Genomic DNA, 19211 nt, shown 5'->3' with positions numbered 1-19211 from the left:
GGCGTCGCCTTCGACGAGCTCACCACGGACGATCTGGCGGCGGAGCTGGGCCGCGACGAGCTCGGCGGTCTTGGGCACGCGGACCTGCTGACCGAGACCACCGCCGAGCGGGCCACCAGCGACCGCGGCACGGCCGCTCGGGCCTTTTGCCGTCCTGCCACCACGCTGGTGCTCGGCTAATGTCATTCTTCCGTGCCTCTCCGGACGGACGCGGCTCATCACGCCGCGGGCATTCCGCGTTCCCGCCGGTTCAGGTGTGCGGCCGGCCTAGATGCCCGCCCGTTGCCGGTGCCCGCTTGGTGCCCGGCGGAAGAATGATACACGTTCCGCAATGAGGAGACTGCCGAGCGCACCCTGTTGGCGTGGTCCTCCCGGTCTTCGACACTGATGTCGACCATAGTTGTCCGTGACAGTTGTCCGCCGCTGTTCTCGGTCACCGCAGTCAGCCGCCGTAGTCGGTGGCTGTTGTCCGCCGTCGCGGTCCGGCGGCGTTCGTTCGCGGTGTTGTCCGGCGGCGTTGCCTACCGGTGTTGCCCAGTGGCGTTGTCCGGTGCTGTTGTCCGACATGGTTGTGTGGGCAACTGCGGAGCGCGTAACAAGTCGTGCGAGTGGTTGTCCGAGTACGGTTGTCCGTGTATGGCCCCGCGGCGCCAACCGCGGTGCGAGTACCAGCATGTTCGCCGCGCCGCCGCGATCCGTCGTGGTCGACTGGATACCCGCGCAATCGCCGGTGCATTCGACGCCGCGCAATCTGTTTTCAGCGTCATGGCGCCGGTGTCATGGCGTCAGCTCCGTCAGCGCCGGTGCCCCGTCAGCGTCAGCGGCGCCGATGTCGGCGCCGCTGACGGGGCCAGGGGAGTCCAGTGCCAGCGGGGGTCGGTGCCACTGCGGGCCAGTGCCGGTCGCGTCAGTGCCGGTGGTGTTGTCAGTGCGGGTGGTGATCAGTGCCGGTGGGCGGTCGCCTCCTCGACGTGCCGCCGGATGCAGGACCGGGCCAGGTGCTCGGCGAGCGCGCCCTCGCCGCGGGTGATCGCGTCGACGATCTCGGCGTGCAGCGGGTGCTGCCACCACTGCCCGAGCCGGTCGGTCTCCTCACGAGGATGCGAGAGGTCCGCCAGGACCCGGATGAACAGCTCGGCGGCCGGATTGCCCGCCAGCCGGGCGATCTCGAGGTGCAGCAGCACCGGGGCCTCCCCGGTGGAGCCCGCTGCGACCGGCGCCGGCCGGGTGCCGGCTGACCGTGTCCGCGAGCGCGCTCCCGCGGCTCGCCCGCCCGGCGTGGCCGGCTGCAGCGCACCGCGCAGCCGGGTCAGTCCGGCCGTGTCGATCCGTTCGGCGAGCCTGCGGACGGCCACGGCCTCCAGGGCGGACCAGGTCTCGCAGAGGTGCTCCGGCCGGGCACGGGCGAAGTCGAGGTAGACCCGGGCGACGTCGCGGACACCGTCGTGGTCGGGCGCGGTCACCACAAGGCCGCCGCCGGGACCGGGCCGCGGCCGAGCCACCCATCGGCTCTCCAGCAGCCGGACGGCCTCGCGCAGCACCGACCGCCCGACCTGGTAGCGCTCCATGAGCTGGGCTTCCGACCCGAGCCCCTCGCCGACCGGCCACCCGCGCCGGATGATCTCCAGCTCGATGGTGCGGGCCAGTCGGGAGGCGAGGGTGCGCTGCCCGAAGCGGGAGGTCGGTTCCTCCGGCTCGCCGACGACGAGGCCGATCGCCCCGCCGTTCTCGGCATGGCCGCCGGCGCGGCGGCCCGCGGCGTGCCCGCCGCCGAGGGCGGAGCCGACAGCGGGCGCGGCGCCGCGTGGAGAAGTCCGTGCTGCGCCGTGGAACGCGCCGGACGCTGTATTCCGGCCGGCCGGCGATAGCCCGTCAGACACTGCTCTTCCTCCGGATGAACTCGTTGGCCGACGCCGGACTTTCCGACGTCGCCGTGACTGCTCCGACGGCGGGCAGTCATCGCCGCGCCGGCGACCTGTCGACGGCGTTCGCGATGACGCCCACAGTGTGCTCGGATTCCTTTCCGGACGTGTTCCGTGCCGTTCCGGTGAGTTCCCGGTAGTCGGCACCGACGTTTGCCCCCGGCATCGGAAGCGTGTTCCAGATAAGGGGCTCCAGTCAACCGATTGCAGCTACCCATGTGGGCCCAGGGCGCGCCCGTTTGGCATCTGTGCAGCTCCGCCGCTTCGTGTCCCGGTGGCCCGGAAGCGTGACCGGAGGATGCGTGGCCGGCCGGGAATGCGCGTAGCCCGGCCGTTTCCACTGCGTGGCGGCTTCCCGCGCACCGCCGGCACGGCGCGCGGCGGTGTCGTCGGTGGTGGAGCGGCTGGGCTCTCGACATCCGGACGTGTGTCCCATGCCATCCACCGTGACCGGCACTTACAGGCCACCTACATCCTGTTCGACCGTTCGTGCGGAAAATCGACGCACTTCCGGGACGCCGATACGTGGTGGTTGYGCCCTGCCCCCGTTATCGGCTCGTGAACCACTCCGGAGTGCCGTGCCCCGGTCGCCCGCGTCGGTATTCACCGACCATTCGCCGGGTTGCGCGCCGGGACGGACCGAATTCGCGGACGGTTTGCCGCCGACGGGTTGAGGAAAGAGCGGGGCGACCTCGGGAGGCCGTCGGGCACGGGCCTCGGGGTGTGGGGCCGACGGACGCGCGTCGTAGCGGCGAGTAKCGAATGGTTGCTCAGAGTGATTTTATTGCTCCGCGGTGACGTAAGCGTCGCATGCCACAAGGGGTCTCTGGCCTGTCACCGTAGGGACCGAAGTCCTGAACCGGGGCCGCCACGGCTCGGTGCGGCGTCTGTTACTTCCTCCGGTGTAATTCGGCGCGCAAGTTCTCGTTAGCTGAGAACTTGTGTTAGGAATGGGCGTCTTTCGGCTGGTCTGGGGGGAAATTGATCACGGTGTAGATGGCCCATCAACATTCGAGTCAGGATCTTCTGTTCGTCGCGGTGTCCGTACTGCTCGCCGTGATCGGCTCCTTCGCGGCGCTGGTGAGCGCGATGCGGATACCTTCCGCCGAGGGGCGGGCGAGGTTGCGGTGGACGATGTTGGCCGCGGTGTCTCTCGGTGGCGGCGCGGTGTGGTCCATGCACTTCATCGGAATGATCGGTTACCAGGTCGCCGACCGCGACGTGCGGTACGACCTGCCGCTCACCGGGCTGTCCCTGCTCATCGCGATCGCTGTCTCGGCGGTGGGCCTGTCGCTGGTGGCCCGGCGTCCGGACAGCCCGGTGCGGCTGGCCGCCGGTGGCGTCGTCGCCGGGCTCGGCGTCGCCGCGATGCATTACACGGGCATGGCCGCGATGCACGTCGGAAGTGACATCAGCTACCGGCACGGGCTGGTGGCCCTGTCGGTCGGCGTCGCCATCGTCGCCGCGCTGGCCGCGCTGTGGATCGCCTTCCGTGTGCTCACCGGGCTGCACGTTGTGCTGGCCTCGCTGGTCATGGCCGTGGCCGTCTGCGGGATGCACTACACGGCGATGGCCGCGACGCAGGTCCAGACGGCCGCCGTGCTGTCCCCGGTCACCGGGGCGGACCCGATCACCCTGGCGATGCTGGTATGCGTGATCGCCTTCTCCGTGCTCGCGGTCGTGATCTTCGCCGCGCTCGGCGGGGTCACCTATTCCGATCCGTTCGCCCCGGTCCAGGAGCGCAGCCGGCATCGCGGCGGGCCCCGGCCGGGCGCCGGGCGGGTCGAGGGCGGCCCGTCCCACCGGGAGCGCCCCGGTGGCGACGGCCGGGTCGGTGGGGGTGAGCGGCCGGAGCAGGCCGATCGGGTCGGCGGAGGCGAGCGGTCCGGGACCGACGAGCGGGCCGCCTGGGCGGCGCAGCGGAGCGGTCCCCTCGAAGCGGTCACGTCGAACGCGCCGCGGGACCGGGGGCACCGGCCCGGGCCGGCCGGCCCGGCCGGCCCGGCGAACCGGCGGGATGCCCTGAAGCGGCCGGATGCCGCGGACCGTTGGGACGCCGTGGACCGGCGCGATCCGCCGGACCAGCGGGGCCCGGCCGACCCGGTCGGCTGGACGGGTGACGCCCACCATGGGTGGCGGTGACCTCCGCCAGTGCCCGCGGACGCCGTCCGCCTGCTCTCGGATCGGTGTCGGACCCCGGCCGTACGGTGGTCGGGTGAGTCTCTTCGACGCGGAGCTGGCCGAGACGCTCGCCTCCTCCGGCCCGCTCGCGGCCCGGTTACGCCCACGCGGCCTGGACGAGGTCGTCGGGCAGCGTCACCTGCTGGCGGAGGGCAGCCCGCTGCGCCGGCTGGTGGAGGGCGGCGGGACGACCTCGGTGGTGCTGTGGGGGCCGCCCGGTACCGGGAAGACCACGCTGGCGCACATCGTGTCCCGGGCCACCCGGCGCCGGTTCCGCGAGCTCTCGGCTGTCACCGCGGGTGTCAAGGACGTCCGCGCGGTGGTGGACGAGGCCCGCGAGACGTTGTCGATGTCCGGTGTACGGACGGTCCTGTTCATCGACGAGGTGCACCGGTTCACCCGTACCCAGCAGGACGCGCTGCTCCCGTCCGTGGAACGCGGGTGGGTGACGCTGGTCGCGGCGACCACGGAGAATCCTTTCTTCTGTGTTGTCTCCCCGTTGCTCTCCCGGTCGCTGCTGCTGACCCTCGAGCCGTTGACCGACGCCGACATCGCCGAGCTGGCGGAGCGTGCGGTGACCGATCCGCGCGGCTACGGCGGGCGCCTCGTGCTGGCAGAGGAGGCCCGCGAGCACCTGGTCCGGGTCGCCGGCGGTGACGCCCGGCGCGCGCTGACCGCGCTCGAGGCGGGCGCGGAGGCGGCGCTCGCCGCGGCCGGTCCGGACGGAGCCGGTCCGGACGGAGCCGGTCCGGACGGAGCCGGTCCGGACGGAGCCGGTCCGGACGGAGCCGGTCCCGTCCGCCTCGAGCTCGACCTCCTCGAGCGGGCGGTGGACCGCGCCGCCGTCCGCTACGACCGGGAGGGCGACCAGCACTACGACGTCGTCAGCGCGTTCATCAAGTCGATGCGCGGCGGTGACGTCGACGCCGCACTGCACTACCTGGCCAGGATGCTGGAGGCCGGCGAGGACCCGCGTTTCGTCGCACGCCGAATGATCATCCTGGCGAGCGAGGACGTCGGGATGGCCGATCCCGGGGCGCTCGGGGTCGCCGTGTCGGCGGCCCAGGCCCTCGAGCTCGTCGGGCTCCCGGAGGCACGGCTCGCCCTGGCCCAGGCGGTGATCCATCTGACGCTGGCGCCGAAGTCGAACGCGGTGATCACCGCGCTGGACGCGGCGACGGCCGACATCCGGTCGGGCCGGGTCGGGCCGGTGCCGCCGCACCTGCGTGACGCGCACTACCGGGGCGCGGCGCGGCTGGGTCACGGCGAGCGGTACCGGTATCCGCACGATCACCCGGACGGGGTGGTCCGACAGCAGTACGCGCCGGACGTCCTCGCCGGGTCGGACTACTACCACCCGACCGGGCACGGGTTCGAGCGGCGGGCGGGCGAGCGGCTCCTGCTGCTGCGCGGAGTGCTGCGGGGACAGCCGCCAGACCCCCCGGCGGACACCTCCGGCTGACCACCCGGCGCCGGCCCGTCCGGCCGGGGACGGACACGGACGGCCCGGGGGTTACCGGTGGTGCGTGCACACCGGTCGGTAAGGTCACTGGCGAACGGCACCGGCAGACCACCCGGACCACCGCACGAGGGCGCCGCACCGGACGGCGTGACGGCCGCCGTGGCAGGCGGTGCGGCGTGACGGCCGGTGCGGCGTGACGGGCGGAACGGTGTCCCGGCGGGACTGCCCCGGCCCGCGCAGGGCGGCCCCGGTGGTCCGGCCGGCCTCGGTGGCCGGTGTCACCAGGCGTTACCCGGCACTGGCGTTACCTACGACTGGCGTTACCGACAACGATGGAGGCGAAGCACATGTCCGGTGGTGCGGTCGCGGGCCTGATCGCCTCTGGGGCGTTCGCGGTGCTCGTGCTCTTCGCCTGCTACGTCCTGTACAAGCTCGGCAAGATCTTCGACGAGGCCGCGGCCCGGGTACGGCAGACCGGGATCGTGATCGACGAGGGCACCGCCCGGGTCCGGCAGGCGGGGGCGACCGTGGACGAGGTCAACGTCGCGCTCGCCCACGTCAACAAGGAGCTCGACCGGATCGACGCGATCACGGCGAACGTGCAGACGGTGACCACCAACGTGTCGTCGCTGACGTCGCTGTTCGCCGCCACGCTGGGCGGGCCGATCGTGCGGGTCGCCGCGTTCAGCTACGGCGTGCGCCAGGCGGTCGCGAAGCGGGCGAAGGCGGATGTCACCGCGCGCGTGTCGGCCGAGATGAAGGCGGAGAAGTCGCAGCGCCGGGCCGCGCGCCGCGCGCCCGAGGTCACCGCGTCCGGCGCGGGCGGCCGGGGTCGTCGCTGATGGGGACGAGGATGTTCTACGTCGCCCTCGGCGCGGCCACCGGAGTGCTGGTGGTGCGTCAGGTCGCCCGCGCGGTCTCCTCGCTGTCGCCGACGAGTCTGGCCGGGTCTTTCGTACAGTCGGTGCGGGAGTTCGCCGCCGACGTCGGCGAGGCGATGGCCGAGCGGGAGGAGGAGATCCGCTCCGCGCTCGGCCTCGACGACGCGGACGGCTCCGGCGACGGCGAGCGTACAGGCGCCGCCACGAGCACAGGGGCTGCCGCGAGCGACCAGGACACCGCTGCCCCGGGTCCTGACGAGTTCGACCCGGAACGGACGATGCGTCTGGTCCCCGGCGCGCGCCGGCCATGACCTCCGACCGGTCACGGCCGATCCCGGGTGCACGCCCGGCGTCGGCCGGGTGGCCGGGTGCCTTATCCCGACGACCCTGGACGACGTGAACCGATGGACACGGCCGAGATCCGCCGCCGCTTTCTGAACCATTTCTCCGAGCGGGGTCACACCGTGGTCCCGAGTGCGTCCCTGGTGGCGCAGGACCCGACCCTGCTGCTGGTGAACGCCGGCATGGTTCCCTTCAAGCCCTACTTCCTCGGGGACCTGAAGGCGCCGTGGAACCGTGCGACCAGCGTGCAGAAATGCGTGCGGACCGTGGACATCGACAACGTCGGCCGCACCGCCCGGCACGCCTCCTTCTTCCAGATGTGCGGGAACTTCTCCTTCGGTGACTACTTCAAGGCCGAGGCGATCCCGTTCGCCTTCGAGCTGATCGTCGACGGCTACGGCTTCAACCCCGACGATCTGTGGGCCACCGTCTACCTGGACGACGACGAGGCCGAGGCGATCTGGCGCACCCTGCTGCCCGCCGAGCGCATCCAGCGGCGCGGCAAGAAGGACAACTTCTGGTCGATGGGTGTGCCCGGCCCGTGCGGCCCGTGCAGCGAGATCTACTTCGACCGCGGCCCGGCGTACGGGCGCGAGGGCGGCCCGGAGGCGGACGAGGACCGCTACCTGGAGATCTGGAACCTCGTCTTCATGCAGTTCGCGCGGGGCGAGGGCAGCGAGTACGGCTACGAGATCGTCGGTGATCTGCCCGCCCGCAACATCGACACCGGGATGGGCCTGGAGCGGATGGCCACCATCCTGCAGGGTGTCGAGAACCTGTACGAGATCGACATCTCCCGTCCGGTGCTCGACGCGGCCGGCCGGCTCACCGGCACCCGCTACGGCGCCGACCCGGCTTCCGACATCCGGCTGCGGGTCGTCGCCGACCACACCCGGACCGCGGCGATGCTGATCTCGGACGGGGTCTCACCGTCCAACGAGGGCCGCGGGTACGTCCTGCGGCGGATGCTGCGCCGGGCGGTGCGTGACGCCCGGCTGCTCGGCGCCCGCGAGCCGGTCATGGACGAGCTGTTCGGTGTGGTCCGCGCGGCGATGGGTCCGATCTACCCGGAGCTGGTCGACCAGGCCGAGGCGATCACGGCCGTCGCGGTCGCCGAGGAGACGGCCTTCCTGGAGACGCTGCGCACGGGCACCACCCTCTTCGACACCGCGGTCACCCAGGCCCGGTCCAGCGGGTCGTCCCAGCTCAGCGGCGAGTCGGCGTTCCGGCTGCACGACACCTACGGGTTCCCGATCGACCTGACCATGGACATGGCGTCCGAGGCGGGCCTGACCGTGGACGAGGCGGGCTTCCGCCGGTTGATGGAGCGCCAGCGCCAGGCGGCGAAGGCCGACCGGGCGTCCCGGCGGATCGGCAACCTGGACCTCTCCGCCTTCCGGCCGATCCTCGCCGCCTCCGGCCCGACGACGTTCACCGGCTACACCGAGCTCGGGCGCGAGTCGGGCATCGTCGGCATCGTCGGCATCGGTGACGGCGGCAGCCTGACCGCGGCCGGCGAGGGGGAGGAGGTCGGCATCCTGCTCGACGCGACCCCCTTCTACGCCGAGAGCGGTGGCCAGGAGGCCGACCTGGGCCGGATCCGGTTCGACGGCGGCGAGGCCGAGGTGCTCGACGTCCAGCGCCCGGTGCCCGACCTGGTCATGCACCGGGTGAAGGTGCTCGGCGGCGAGCTGCGCGTCGGGGCGGACGTGTTCGCCGAGGTGGACGTCGAGCGCCGGCGCGCGGTGTCGCGCTCGCACACCGCCACCCACCTCGTGCACACCGCGTTCCGCCGGGCGCTCGGGGAGTCGGCGACGCAGGCCGGGTCGCTGAACTCGCCGGGCCGGCTGCGCTTCGACTTCCACGCGCTCGGCGCGGTGCCCGACTCCGTCCTCGCCGACGTCGAGGACGAGGTCAACGAGATCGCCCTGCGTGATCTGGAGGTCCGCTGGTACGTCACCTCTCAGGAGGAGGCGCGCCGGCTGGGCGCGATGGCGCTGTTCGGCGAGAAGTACGGCGACCGGGTCCGTGTCGTGGACGTCGGGGACTACGCCCGCGAGCTGTGCGGTGGTACCCATGTGGCCAGCTCGGCCCAGCTTGGCGCGATCAAGCTGCTGTCCGAGTCGTCGATCTCGGCCGGGACGCGCCGGGTGGAAGCGCTGGTCGGCATGGACGCCTTCCGGTTCCTGGCCCGCGAGCACGTGCTCGTCTCGCAGCTCTCCAGCGCGCTCAAGGCCCGTCCGGACGAGCTCGCCGACCGGGTCGCCGACATCGTCGGGCGGCTGCGCGAGGCGGAGAAGGAGCTGGAGCGGCTGCGGGCACAGGCGGTGCTGGCCGGCGCGGCGGCGCTCGCCGCCGGCGCCGAGGACGTGGGGGGCGTGGCGCTGGTCACCGCGCAGGTGCCCGCGGGCACTCCGGCAGACGACGTCCGCCTGCTCGCCCTGGATGTGCGCGGCCGGCTCGCCGGCCGGCCGGCGGTGGTCGCGGTCGTCGAGGCCGCCGGCGCGGCAGTCGTCGTGGCGACCGACGAGACCGCGCGGACCCGCGGCCTGCGGGCCGGCGACCTGGTCCGGCACTCCTGGGCCGCGCTCGGCGGCAAGGGCGGCGGCAAACCTGACGTCGCCCAGGGCGGACGCGGTGACGCGGACATGATCCCGAAGGTCTTCGCCCGGCTGCGCGAGCTGGTCGCCGACCAGGGCGCGTGAACGACACCGGTGTGGGCCGGGGGGACACCGGCGGCGCGGCCGCGGCGTCGCCCCGGCCCGGCCCGGACCCCGTGACCGCTCCGGATTCCGCGGCTGGCGCGGATTCCGCGGCCGGTTCGGATTCCGCGGCCGGCGGGCAGGCGGACGCGGGGCGCGGCGTGCGGATCGGGGTGGATGTCGGGTCGGTGCGGGTCGGTGTGGCGGTGAGCGATCCTGACGGTCTGCTCGCCGTGCCGGTGACAACTCTGCGCCGAGATGTGTCTCGCCGTGGCTTTGCGGACGTCGACGAGCTTGCCGACATCGTCCGGGACAGGCACGCTGTCGAAGTTGTCGTCGGTCTGCCGCGTCACCTCTCCGGCCGGGAGGGCGAGGCCGTCCGGCTCGCGCGGCGGTACGCGGAGGTGTTGTCCGCGCGTGTCGCGCCCGTGCCGGTCCGTCTCGTCGACGAGCGGCTGACCACGGTCGTGGCGCATCGCAGAATGGCTGAGCGCGGACTGCGTTCCCGGGCCCGCCGTGATCTCGTGGATCAGGAGGCAGCAGTGCAGATCCTGCAGCACCACCTGGACGTCCGCCGGGCACGCGGGGGATCCGGCGGCGCCGCCTCGGGCGGCACTGGGCGGCCCCTGGATTCGGCGTGATCCGGGACGGGGACGGATTCGACGAGCTGCTCGACGGCGCGGGCTACGACGACTACGACGACCGGGACTACGACGACCGGGCGTACGAGGAGCAACGCCGCGCCGCGGCGGGTGCGCGGCGCTCCCGCCGCGGCCGCGCCGGGAGCGTGGACGGCCGCGACCGGCCCGGCCTGGCCGCGGGTGAGCGCGAGCCCGCCGGCTACGAGGACGGCTTCGAGCCGGACGAGGCCGACGCGTACGGGGCCTACGGCGGCGCCTATGACGACGACGCCGATGGCGACCCCGACGACGGGGCCGCCCCGCCGAGGCGTGGGCGTGACGACGACCGGGGGCGGCCCGATGGACGTCGGCCGGGCTCGGCTCTGCCGAAGCTGATCGGTGTGCTGGTCGTGGTCGCCGTCCTGGTCGGCGCGGGGATCTTCGGTGTCGGCAAGGTCATCGGCCGGATCGGCGGGGAGCCCGCGGCCGACTACGCGGGGTCCGGCGAGGGCATCGTCGTCGTTCAGGTTCCCGCCGGCGCCACGTCGTCGGAGATCGCGGGCCGGCTGGCCGCCTCCGACGTGATCGCCAGCCGGCAGTCCTTCGTCAACCTCGCGTCGCGGGACCAGCGCGCGCTGTCGATCCAGCCGGGCACCTACCGGCTGCGCTCGAAGATGAGCGCGGCGGCGGCGCTCGACGCGCTGCTCGACGACGCGTCCTCCGCGCTGTTCCGCTACACGATCAGCCCTGGGGACACGGTCCGGCAGGTGTTCAAGGAGCTGTCCACACGTACGGGCACGCCGGTGGCCGACCTGGAGGCGATCGCGCGCAAGCCGTCGACGCTGGGCCTGCCCGACTACGCCACGGGGCTGGAGGGCTACCTCTTCCCGTCGACCTACGACGTCGCGCCCGGCACGGACCCGGTGGACGTGCTCAAGGAGGCCGTCGCCCGGTTCCGGGCCAACGCCGAGGAGATCGACCTCGTCGGGCGCGCCGAGGCCGGGCACGTGAAGCCCCAGGACGTTGTGATCATCGCCTCCATCATCGAGAAGGAGGTGGCGAACGAGGGCGAGGGGCCCAAGGTGGCGCGGGTCATCTACAACCGGCTGAACGACACCTCGGGCCGCTTCCGGCGGATCGACATGGACTCGACCACCCGGTACGCCCTCGACGAGTACGAGGGCCCGCTGACCCAGGACCAGCTCCGCCAGAACAATCCGTACAACACCCGCGCGGTCGAGGGTCTCCCACCCGGCGCGATCTCGAATCCGAGTACCTGGGCGATCGAGTCCGCGCTCAGCCCGGCACAGGGCTCGTGGTTCTACTTCGTCTCCATGCCCCAGACGCACGAGACGGTCTTCGCGACCACCGACGCGGAGTTCCAGGACGCGCTGGACGAATACCACCGCCAGGGAGGGGCCGAGTAGCCGTGGTGATCAGCTCTCGTGACCGTGCGGAGCCGGCCGGGCCGGGTCCGCACGCCGGGCGGGCGGCGGTGCTCGGCTCGCCCATCGGTCACTCCCTCTCCCCGGTGCTGCACGCGGCCGCCTACGAACGGCTCGGCCTGGACTGGACCTACACGGCGATCGAGTGCGACGAGGCCGGCCTGCCGGGCATGCTCGACCGCCTGCGCGACGAGCCCGGCTGGGCCGGGGTGTCGCTGACGATGCCGCTCAAGACCGCCGCGGTCGACCTGCTTGACGACGTCGAGCCCACCGCGGCCCTGCTCGGCGCGGTGAACACCGTGGTCGTCCGGGAGGAGGGGCGGCTCGCCGGGTTCAACACCGACGTCGACGGCGTCGGGTACGCGCTGCGGCGGCTCACCGGCGGCGCGGCCCCGGTCCAGCCGCTGGTGCTCGGGGCCGGCGGGACGGCGCGGGCGGTGGTCGCCGCGCTCGCCCGGGCCGGTGCCACCCGGGTCGCGATCGTGGCGCGCCGCCCCGACGCGGTCGCCGAGCTCGTCGGCATCGGCGCCCGGCTCGGCGTCTCGGTCACGGCGCTGCCCTGGGACATCCTCAGCGGCGGGATGCCGGCTGGGCCGGACCTGGTGGTCGCCACGACCCCCGCCGGGGTGACCGACGAGCTCGCGCGTCGCCCGTGGCCGGTGACCTGCGCGTTGCTGGAGCTCCTCTACCACCCCTGGCCCACGGCGCTGGCGGCCTGCGCCTACCGCGGCGGTGCGCGGGTGGTCGGCGGCCTCGAGGTGCTGGCCGGCCAGGCGGTCGGCCAGGTGTGCCACTTCACCGGCCGCCCGGTGGACGAACGGGTCCTGCTCGCCGCCGGCCACGCGGCGCTGTCGGCCCGCGTCGCGAGCCGGATCGGATGAGCCCGGCGGCCGGATGAGCACGGTGGTCAGGTGAACACGGTGGTCGCCGCCACCGTGGCGGCCGCGGTCTGCGCCGCGCTGCCGATCCCGCTGCTGCCCCGGGTCGTCGGCTCCTTCGATCCGGTGGACGGCCGTTTGCCGCGCCGGGCGACCCCCGCGCCGGCCGTGCTCGGCGCCGTCACCGCCGTCCTGATCGCCGCCGTCGCCGCGTCGACCTACCCGCACCCGGGACGTCTGCCCGCGTACCTGTACCTGACGGTCGTCGGGGTCGTGCTTGCCGCCGTGGACCTGCGGGTGCACCGCCTGCCGGACGTGATCGTGCTGCCCTCGTACGCCGTGCTGGCCGCGCTGCTCGCCGTGCCCGCGCTGGCCGAGGGCGCGCCCGGCCGCTGGCCGCGGGCGCTGCTCGCCGGCGCCGTGGCCTGGCTGTTGTACGCGGGTCTGCGCCTGCTGCCGGGGGCCGGGCTGGGGCGGGGGGACGTGAAGCTCGCCGGGCTGCTCGGCGTGGCGACGGGCTGGCTGGGCTGGTCGGCCGTCGTGGTGTGGCTGGTCGCGACGACCATGATCTCCGGTGCGGTGGTCCTCGTGCTGCTGGCGCTGCGCCGCGTGTCCCGCCGTGATCCGATCGCCTACGGCCCGTTTCTGCTGTTCGGGGCGCTGATCGCGGTGCTCGGCGTGGGCTGGGAGCCGGCCGGCTGAGCGATCTCCGGCCCGCGACGGGGGCTCGTACCGGACCGGCCGTGAAAGACTGGCAGGCATGGTGCGTTGGTTGACAGCGGGGGAGTCACACGGCCCCGCACTGGTTGCGACGGTCGAGGGGTTGCCGGCGGGCATCCGGGTGTCCAGCGCGGACATCGGCGCCGAGCTGGCCCGGCGCCGTCTCGGCCACGGTCGCGGCGCCCGGATGAAGTTCGAGCAGGATGAGATCGAGCTGCTCGGCGGCCTGCGGCACGGGGTCAGCCTGGGCGGCCCGGTGAGCGTCGTCGTGCGCAACACCGAGTGGCCGAAGTGGGAGCGGGTGATGGCGCCCGACCCGATCGACCCGGCGGAGCTGGAGGGGTTGGGCCGCAACGCCCCGCTCACCCGCCCGCGCCCGGGTCACGCCGACCTCGCCGGCATGCAGAAGTACGGCTTCGACGACGCGCGGCCGGTGCTGGAGCGGGCGAGCGCCCGGGAGACGGCCGCCCGGGTCGCGCTGGGCACGGTCGCCAGGGCGCTGCTGCGCCAGGCGTACGGCATCGAGGTGGTCTCGCACGTCGTCGCGATCGGCGCGGTCGAGGTGCCACCCGGCACGCCGCCGCCGACCTCGTTGGCCGTCGTCGACGCCGACCCGGTGCGCTGTGCCGACCCGGCCAGCAGCGCGCTCATGGTCGCCGAGATCGACGCCGCCCACCGCGACGCGGACACCCTCGGCGGCATCGTCGAGGTGCTGGCCTACGGCTGCCCGCCGGGGCTGGGGAGCTACGTCCACGGCGACCGCCGGCTCGACGCGCGGCTCGCCGGCGAGCTGATGGGCATCCAGGCGATCAAGGGCGTCGAGTTCGGTGACGGTTTCCGCACCGCGCGCCGGCGCGGATCGGTCGCCCACGACGAGATCGAGCCGCTCGAGGGGCCGGGCCGGCGGGTCCGGCGGGCCAGCGATCGCGCCGGCGGCGTCGAGGGCGGGATGACGACGGGCGAGCCGCTGCGCGTCCGCGCGGCGATGAAGCCGATCTCGTCCCTGTCGAAGCCGCTGGCCACGATCGACGTCGCCACCGGCGACCCGGCGGTCGCCATCGCCCAGCGGTCGGACGTGTGCGCGGTGCCGGCGGCCGGCGTGGTCGCCGAGGCGATGGTCGCCCTCGTGCTCGCCGGCGCGGCGCTGGAGAAGTTCGGCGGCGACTCGGTGGAGGAGACCCGGCGCAACTACGAGGGCTACCTGAAGTCGCTGGCGGTGCGTTGACCATGCGCGCGGAGAGCGGGGCGCGGGCCGACGGGCCGGGGGCAGCTGTGTCCGGCCCGGTCGCCGTGCTGGTCGGCGCGCCGGGGGCGGGTAAGAGCACCGTCGGTATGGCGGTCGCGGCGCGCCTCGGGGTGGCCTTCCGCGACACCGACGCCGATGTCGAGTCGAACCTCGGAATGAGCGTCTCGGACGTGTTCCTGGAGCACGGCGAGGAGTACTTCCGCGCGGCGGAGCGGGCGGCGGTGCTGACCGCCCTGGCCGAGCACCCGGGTGTGCTCGCCCTGGGCGGCGGGGCAGTGCTGGACGCCGGCGTCCGCGCGGAGCTGGCCCGGCACTGGGTCGTCTACCTCGACGTGACCGCGTCTGACGCGGCGAAGCGGGTCGGGCTCGCGCGCGACCGGCCGCTGCTCGTGGAGGGCCCGCGGACCCGGCTGGCCGCGCTGCTGAAGGCCCGCCGTCCGCTGTACGAGGAGGTGGCCGCGATCACCGTGGACACCGCCGCCCTCGGGATCGACGACGTCGTCGCCGCGATCCTGATCGAGCTCGCCGGGAGGGCGGGGCACTGATGTGCGCGATGAAGGTTTCCGACATGGTCCGCATCCAGGTCACCCCGTCCGGTGACCGGGCCTACGACGTGGTGCTGGGCGAGGGCGCCCTCTGCGAGCTACCGGCGCTGGCCGCGGGGCGCACCCGGGTCATGGTCATTCACCCGCGAGCGCTGCGGGCCACCGCCGCGGCGGTCATCGCCGAGCTGCGGGCCGGCGCCGGTGCCGGCGTCGAGACGCACGCGTTCGAGGTGCCGGACGGCGAGGAGGCCAAGCAGCTGCGGGTCGCGGGCGCCTGCTGGGACGCCCTCGGCCGTGTCGGCTTCACCCGCGACGACCTGGTGGTCGGGCTCGGCGGCGGGACGACGACCGACCTGGCCGGGTTCGCCGCGGCGGGCTGGCTGCGTGGTGTCGACGTCATCCAGGTGCCCACCACCGTGCTCGGGATGGTCGATGCGGCGGTCGGCGGCAAGACGGGTATCGACATCGAGGCGGGCAAGAACCTCGTCGGCGCCTTCCACCAGCCGCTGGCGGTGCTCTGTGACCTGTCGACCCTGGCCAGTTTGCCGGCGGTCGAGGTCCGGGCCGGGCTCGCCGAGGTCGTCAAGGCCGGGTTCATCGCCGATCCGCGCATCCTCGAGCTGCTGGAGGCCGATCCGACCGGGTCGGCGCGGCTGCCCGAGCTCGTCGAGCGGTCGATCCGGGTCAAGGCGGCGGTGGTGTCCGGCGACCCGCGCGAGGCCGGCCGGCGCGAGATCCTGAACTACGGGCACACCCTCGCCCACGCGATCGAGAAGGTCGAGAACTTCTCCTGGCGGCACGGCGCGGCGGTCTCGGTCGGCATGGTCTTCGCCGCCGAGCTCTCCCGGCTCGTCGCCGGGCTCGACCGCGCGACCGCCGATCGCCACCGCGAGCTGCTGCGGGCCATCGGGCTGCCGGTGGAGTACCGGGGGGACCGCTGGCCGGCGTTGCTCGACGCGATGCGGGTCGACAAGAAGACCCGGGGCCGGCGGTTGCGTTTCGTTGTGCTCGAAGCGCTCGGCCGGCCGCGCGGATTCGACGATCCCGAGCCCGGCCTGCTGCTGGCCGCGTACGGCTCGGTCGCCGCGGGCGGTGTGAGCGCTACCGGGAGCTGACCGTTCGGCTGGCACCGCGCGTGGTCCGCCGTGGGCTGCGAGGCGGCCATGCCCTCGATCTGTAGACTTTGCCGCGGCCTGACCCGGTGACGGGCGGCGGGCCGGCGATCGACCAGCTGACGGTCGGTCGACAACACGGCGATCGGTCATACGGCGATTAGGCCTACGGCGATCGGCCGGACGGCGACCGGAACGGAGAGACACGCGCAGTGGCGACAACGAACGACCTGAAGAACGGCATGACGCTCGACATCGACGGGGTGTTGTGGAACGTCGTCGGATTCCAGCACGTCAAGCCGGGCAAGGGCGGGGCGTTCGTCCGGACGACGCTGAAGAACGTGCTCACCGGCAAGGTGGTCGACCGGACGTTCAACGCCGGAATCAAGGTGGACGTCGCGACCGTCGACCGCCGCGAGATGACCTACCTCTACCGTGACGGCGCCGACTTCGTGTTCATGGACAGCGAGTCGTACGACCAGATCCCGGTCCCTCCGGGAGTGGTCGGCGGGGTTGCCGACTACATGCTGGAGAACACGATTGCCACCGTCGCGCTGCACGACGACGCGCCGCTGTACGTCGAGCTTCCGGCGAGCGTCGAGCTGACCATCTCCGCGACGGACCCGGGCGTCCAGGGCGACCGCTCGACCGGCGGCACCAAGCCGGCGACGCTCGAGACCGGCGCGAACATCCAGGTGCCGCTGTTCATCACCACCGGCGAGAAGGTCAAGGTCGACACCCGCGACGGCCGGTACCTGGGCCGGGTGACGAGCTGAGCGCCAGGTCCAAGGCCCGCAAGCGGGCGCTGGACGTCCTCTACGAGGCGGACATGCGCTCGGTGCGGGCGATGGAGACCCTTGCCGCGCACCGGGCGCAGGCCGACCCGCCGGTGCCGGACTACACCTCGGACCTCGTCGAGGGCGTGGTGGCCCACCTGGCCGAGATAGACGCGCACATCGCCCGGTTCGCCCAGGGCTGGACACTGGACCGGATGCCCCCGGTGGACCGGAACATCCTCCGGATCGCGGTGCTGGAGCTGTTCTGGCGTTCCGACGTGCCGGACCGGGTCGTGATCGACGAGGCGGTGCGGCTGGCCAAGACGATCTCCACCGAGCGGTCGCCGGCATTCGTCAACGGCCTGCTGGCGAGCCTGCTCAAGGAGAAACCGGTGCCGGAGGGAAGCCCTCGGGCAGCTGGGGCGGCTGAGGCCGTGGGCGGCGAGTCGGCCGAGGCCTGAGCTCGCGTACCGAGGCTCGCGCCTGAGTCTGCGCGGTGTCCCGGTACGTCACGGATGTGACGTACCGGGTCGTCCCCCAGAAGATCCCTGGTGCTGGTGCTGGTGCTGTGCGTGCCACCGCTGGGTGGTGGAGCGGAGCGACGGTACCCCCCGGTGACCGTCCGCCCGTGGTGCCTGGTGCGTCCGGATGCCCGGGCCGGGCATCCGGGTGTGGAACCAGCCGACAGCGGGACTAGGCGTCCGACGCGGCCGGCTCGCTGCCCTGCTCCGGTGAGAGAACACCCCAGGACACGAGCTGCTCGGTGAGCTTGCTCGGGGAGGTGTCGTAGATGACCGCGAGGGAACGCAGGTCCTCGTAACGGATTGAGAGCACCCGGCCGTTGTAGTCGCCGCGCTGGCTCTGGATGGTGGCCGCGTACCGCGCGAGCGGACCGCCCTGCTCCTTGGGAACCTGCGCGAGACGTTCAAGGTCGAGGACGATGCGCGGGGACTGCTCGAGGGGCGCCACGGTGGAGCCTTCGGGGAGCAGCTCCCCTACCGGCACGCCGTAGAACTCGGCCAGTTCAGACAGGCGCTGGACGGTGACGGCGCGGTCTCCACGCTCGTAGGAGCCCACCACGACGGCCTTCCAGCGACCGTGCGACTTCTCCTCGACGCCATGAAGCGAGAGCCCCTGCTGGGTGCGTATCGCGCGCAGCCGAGCACCGAGCGCCTTCGCATAGTCGGACATCGAAGTGCCCACTCCTGTCGTGGTCGATCAGCTGGAACCGGGGCTCTTGCCGCCGGCGGTTACCGATAGTAGTGCCCGCCAGGTTGAGGCTCGACACCCGGGGGGTCGTGTCGCCTCTTTCTTTGTACCACTTTCTGTAGCCTCCTGGTTGCGGCTGGCATTAGCGCCGCTGGTACTTCCCGGATGGGGCGCCGGCCGGTGCGTTTCGTCTATCTACGGTGACGTGTAGTGACGATTTTGATGCTCGGTATGCGGAGCATCGTGACCCGTGTCACTCTCAGCAACGGCTCTCGCGGGCTGGTCGAAGCGTCCGCGGAATCCGTCCGTACCGGGCCGACGTCTTGCGTGGCCCCGGCCCTCAGGCCTGCTCGACCGGTCCCTTGGGCCCGGAGGCGGCTGGTACCGTCGCGTTGACCGCTCCTTTAAGGACCGTCCAGTGAGGCGGGGAAGGAGGGACACCTCGTGGCCTCGGCCGCACAAGGCGACCCTGCCCGGAACACGACCGGGCGTACCGGGCGTACCGCCCGTCCACGGGACGAGCTCCGTGCCGGGACGGCCGATGTGAGCAGCACCCCCACCGGGTCCGAGGGGCTCACCGGGTCCGAGGGGCTCGGCATCACCCGCACCGTGCTCTCCGCCGCCGACATGAACCGGGTCGTGAGCCGGATGGCGCACCAGGTGCTGGAGAAGACCTCCGGCGGTGACGGCGTGGTCCTGCTCGGCATCCCGACCCGCGGCGTGCCGCTCGCGGAGCGGCTGGCGCGCCGGGTGGCCGCGGTCGAGGGCGTGACCCTTCCCGTGGGCTCCCTGGACCCGACGATGTACCGGGACGACCTGCGGCTGCGCGGCGTGCGCCCGCTCGAGGTGACCGAGATCCCCGACTGCGGGGTCGATGGGATGGTCGTCGTCCTGGTCGACGACGTCCTCTACTCCGGGCGCACCGTCCGGGCCGCGCTCGACGCACTGTCCGCCTATGGCCGCCCCCGCGCTGTGCAGCTCGCCGTCCTGGTCGACCGGGGCCACCGCGAGCTGCCCATCCGCGCCGACTACGTGGGGAAGAACATGCCCACCTCGCGCCGCGAGTCGGTCGCCGTCCGGCTCCGGGAGGTAGACGGCGCCGACGCCGTCCTCATCGTCTCGTCGGACGCGCCGTGACCGCGCACACGACCCCGCGCCGCCGCCCGAGGT

17 protein-coding genes and 1 pseudogene are annotated in these 19211 nt (G+C 73.0%); 15 read left to right on the top strand and 3 right to left on the bottom strand.

Features of this window, described 5'->3' with window-relative positions; genetic code table 11:
• Together BBK14_RS40380 and BBK14_RS20515 are read right to left on the bottom strand one after the other, a co-directional pair.
• Nucleotides 1-219, bottom strand: a pseudogene (locus tag BBK14_RS40380) (FadR/GntR family transcriptional regulator); the annotation flags it as partial.
• Nucleotides 220-941: 722 nt separating this feature from the next.
• Nucleotides 942-1880, bottom strand: a complete 939-nt coding sequence (locus tag BBK14_RS20515; RefSeq protein WP_071064881.1) for a FadR/GntR family transcriptional regulator — start codon at nucleotides 1878-1880, stop codon at nucleotides 942-944.
• Nucleotides 1881-2918: 1038 nt separating this feature from the next.
• Between BBK14_RS20515 and BBK14_RS20510 the strand changes: the two genes are divergently transcribed.
• The 14 genes from BBK14_RS20510 to nusB all read left to right on the top strand — a co-directional run bounded on the left by BBK14_RS20510 (nucleotide 2919) and on the right by nusB (nucleotide 17293).
• The gene (locus BBK14_RS20510) at nucleotides 2919-4064 is read left to right on the top strand and encodes an MHYT domain-containing protein (RefSeq protein ID WP_241831701.1); all 1146 of its coding nucleotides are present in this window, start codon (nucleotides 2919-2921) and stop codon (nucleotides 4062-4064) included.
• Nucleotides 4065-4137: 73 nt separating this feature from the next.
• Nucleotides 4138-5565, top strand: coding sequence for a replication-associated recombination protein A (locus BBK14_RS20505; protein ID WP_071064889.1), 1428 nt, complete (start codon nucleotides 4138-4140; stop codon nucleotides 5563-5565).
• A 347-nt stretch (nucleotides 5566-5912) separates the two neighbouring features.
• Nucleotides 5913-6407, top strand: coding sequence for a DUF948 domain-containing protein (locus tag BBK14_RS20500; protein WP_020459303.1), 495 nt, complete (start codon nucleotides 5913-5915; stop codon nucleotides 6405-6407).
• Nucleotides 6407-6757, top strand: a complete 351-nt coding sequence (locus tag BBK14_RS20495) for a hypothetical protein (protein WP_071064880.1) — start codon at nucleotides 6407-6409, stop codon at nucleotides 6755-6757. The genes BBK14_RS20500 and BBK14_RS20495 overlap by 1 nt, the downstream gene beginning before the upstream one ends.
• Nucleotides 6758-6850: 93 nt before the next feature.
• The gene (gene alaS, locus BBK14_RS20490) at nucleotides 6851-9493 is read left to right on the top strand and encodes an alanine--tRNA ligase (RefSeq protein ID WP_071064879.1); all 2643 of its coding nucleotides are present in this window, start codon (nucleotides 6851-6853) and stop codon (nucleotides 9491-9493) included.
• 71 nt (nucleotides 9494-9564) lie between these two features.
• A complete protein-coding gene (ruvX, locus tag BBK14_RS20485; protein WP_020459306.1) occupies nucleotides 9565-10131 on the top strand; it encodes a Holliday junction resolvase RuvX in 567 nt (188 codons plus the stop codon).
• On the top strand, nucleotides 10128-11537 hold the full coding sequence (gene mltG, locus BBK14_RS20480; RefSeq protein WP_071064878.1) for an endolytic transglycosylase MltG: 1410 nt from the start codon (nucleotides 10128-10130) through the stop codon (nucleotides 11535-11537). The genes ruvX and mltG overlap by 4 nt, the downstream gene beginning before the upstream one ends.
• A 2-nt stretch (nucleotides 11538-11539) precedes the next feature.
• Nucleotides 11540-12436, top strand: coding sequence for a shikimate dehydrogenase (locus BBK14_RS20475; RefSeq protein ID WP_071064877.1), 897 nt, complete (start codon nucleotides 11540-11542; stop codon nucleotides 12434-12436).
• 30 nt (nucleotides 12437-12466) lie between these two features.
• Nucleotides 12467-13135 carry a prepilin peptidase gene (locus BBK14_RS20470; protein WP_071064876.1) on the top strand — a complete coding sequence of 223 codons (669 nt, stop codon included), beginning with the start codon at nucleotides 12467-12469 and terminating at the stop codon, nucleotides 13133-13135.
• 58 nt (nucleotides 13136-13193) lie between these two features.
• Nucleotides 13194-14378 carry a chorismate synthase gene (aroC, locus tag BBK14_RS20465; protein WP_071064875.1) on the top strand — a complete coding sequence of 395 codons (1185 nt, stop codon included), beginning with the start codon at nucleotides 13194-13196 and terminating at the stop codon, nucleotides 14376-14378.
• Nucleotides 14379-14380: 2 nt separating this feature from the next.
• Nucleotides 14381-14944, top strand: coding sequence for a shikimate kinase (locus BBK14_RS20460; RefSeq protein WP_071064874.1), 564 nt, complete (start codon nucleotides 14381-14383; stop codon nucleotides 14942-14944).
• A complete protein-coding gene (gene aroB, locus BBK14_RS20455) occupies nucleotides 14944-16059 on the top strand; it encodes a 3-dehydroquinate synthase (protein WP_071064873.1) in 1116 nt (371 codons plus the stop codon). Before BBK14_RS20460 ends, aroB begins: the two co-directional genes overlap by 1 nt.
• A gap of 209 nt (nucleotides 16060-16268) precedes the next feature.
• A complete protein-coding gene (gene efp / locus BBK14_RS20450) occupies nucleotides 16269-16832 on the top strand; it encodes an elongation factor P (RefSeq protein WP_020459313.1) in 564 nt (187 codons plus the stop codon).
• 53 nt (nucleotides 16833-16885) lie between these two features.
• Nucleotides 16886-17293 carry a transcription antitermination factor NusB gene (nusB, locus tag BBK14_RS20445; RefSeq protein ID WP_071064872.1) on the top strand — a complete coding sequence of 136 codons (408 nt, stop codon included), beginning with the start codon at nucleotides 16886-16888 and terminating at the stop codon, nucleotides 17291-17293.
• 232 nt (nucleotides 17294-17525) lie between these two features.
• Here the strand turns inward: nusB and bldD are convergent, their stop codons facing one another.
• Nucleotides 17526-18023: a transcriptional regulator BldD gene (bldD, locus tag BBK14_RS20440; protein WP_006540108.1), complete on the bottom strand. Its 498-nt coding sequence runs from the start codon at nucleotides 18021-18023 to the stop codon at nucleotides 17526-17528.
• A gap of 561 nt (nucleotides 18024-18584) precedes the next feature.
• Here bldD and pyrR point away from each other — a divergent pair.
• Nucleotides 18585-19178, top strand: coding sequence for a bifunctional pyr operon transcriptional regulator/uracil phosphoribosyltransferase PyrR (gene pyrR, locus BBK14_RS20435; protein ID WP_071064888.1), 594 nt, complete (start codon nucleotides 18585-18587; stop codon nucleotides 19176-19178).
• Nucleotides 19179-19211: the final 33 nt, after the last annotated feature.

This window comes from Parafrankia soli, from assembly GCF_001854695.1.
In the GTDB taxonomy this organism is placed as follows: domain Bacteria; phylum Actinomycetota; class Actinomycetes; order Frankiales; family Frankiaceae; genus Parafrankia; species Parafrankia soli.
The sequence above is the reverse complement of the archived record's forward strand: the minus strand, read 5'-3'. Positions and strand labels throughout refer to the sequence as shown.

Bases quoted from the DNA above. Each gene is read 5' to 3' on its own strand.
- BBK14_RS20510 (WP_241831701.1), top strand. From the start codon at position 2,919: ATGGCCCATCAACATTCGAGTCAGGATCTTCTGTTCGTCGCGGTGTCC.
- BBK14_RS20500 (WP_020459303.1), top strand. From the start codon at position 5,913: ATGTCCGGTGGTGCGGTCGCGGGCCTGATCGCCTCTGGGGCGTTCGCG.
- BBK14_RS20495 (WP_071064880.1), top strand. From the start codon at position 6,407: ATGGGGACGAGGATGTTCTACGTCGCCCTCGGCGCGGCCACCGGAGTG.
- alaS (WP_071064879.1), top strand. From the start codon at position 6,851: ATGGACACGGCCGAGATCCGCCGCCGCTTTCTGAACCATTTCTCCGAG.
- aroC (WP_071064875.1), top strand. From the start codon at position 13,194: ATGGTGCGTTGGTTGACAGCGGGGGAGTCACACGGCCCCGCACTGGTT.
- BBK14_RS20460 (WP_071064874.1), top strand. From the start codon at position 14,381: ATGCGCGCGGAGAGCGGGGCGCGGGCCGACGGGCCGGGGGCAGCTGTG.
- aroB (WP_071064873.1), top strand. From the start codon at position 14,944: ATGTGCGCGATGAAGGTTTCCGACATGGTCCGCATCCAGGTCACCCCG.
- nusB (WP_071064872.1), top strand. From the start codon at position 16,886: ATGCGCTCGGTGCGGGCGATGGAGACCCTTGCCGCGCACCGGGCGCAG.
- bldD (WP_006540108.1), bottom strand. From the start codon at position 18,023: ATGTCCGACTATGCGAAGGCGCTCGGTGCTCGGCTGCGCGCGATACGC.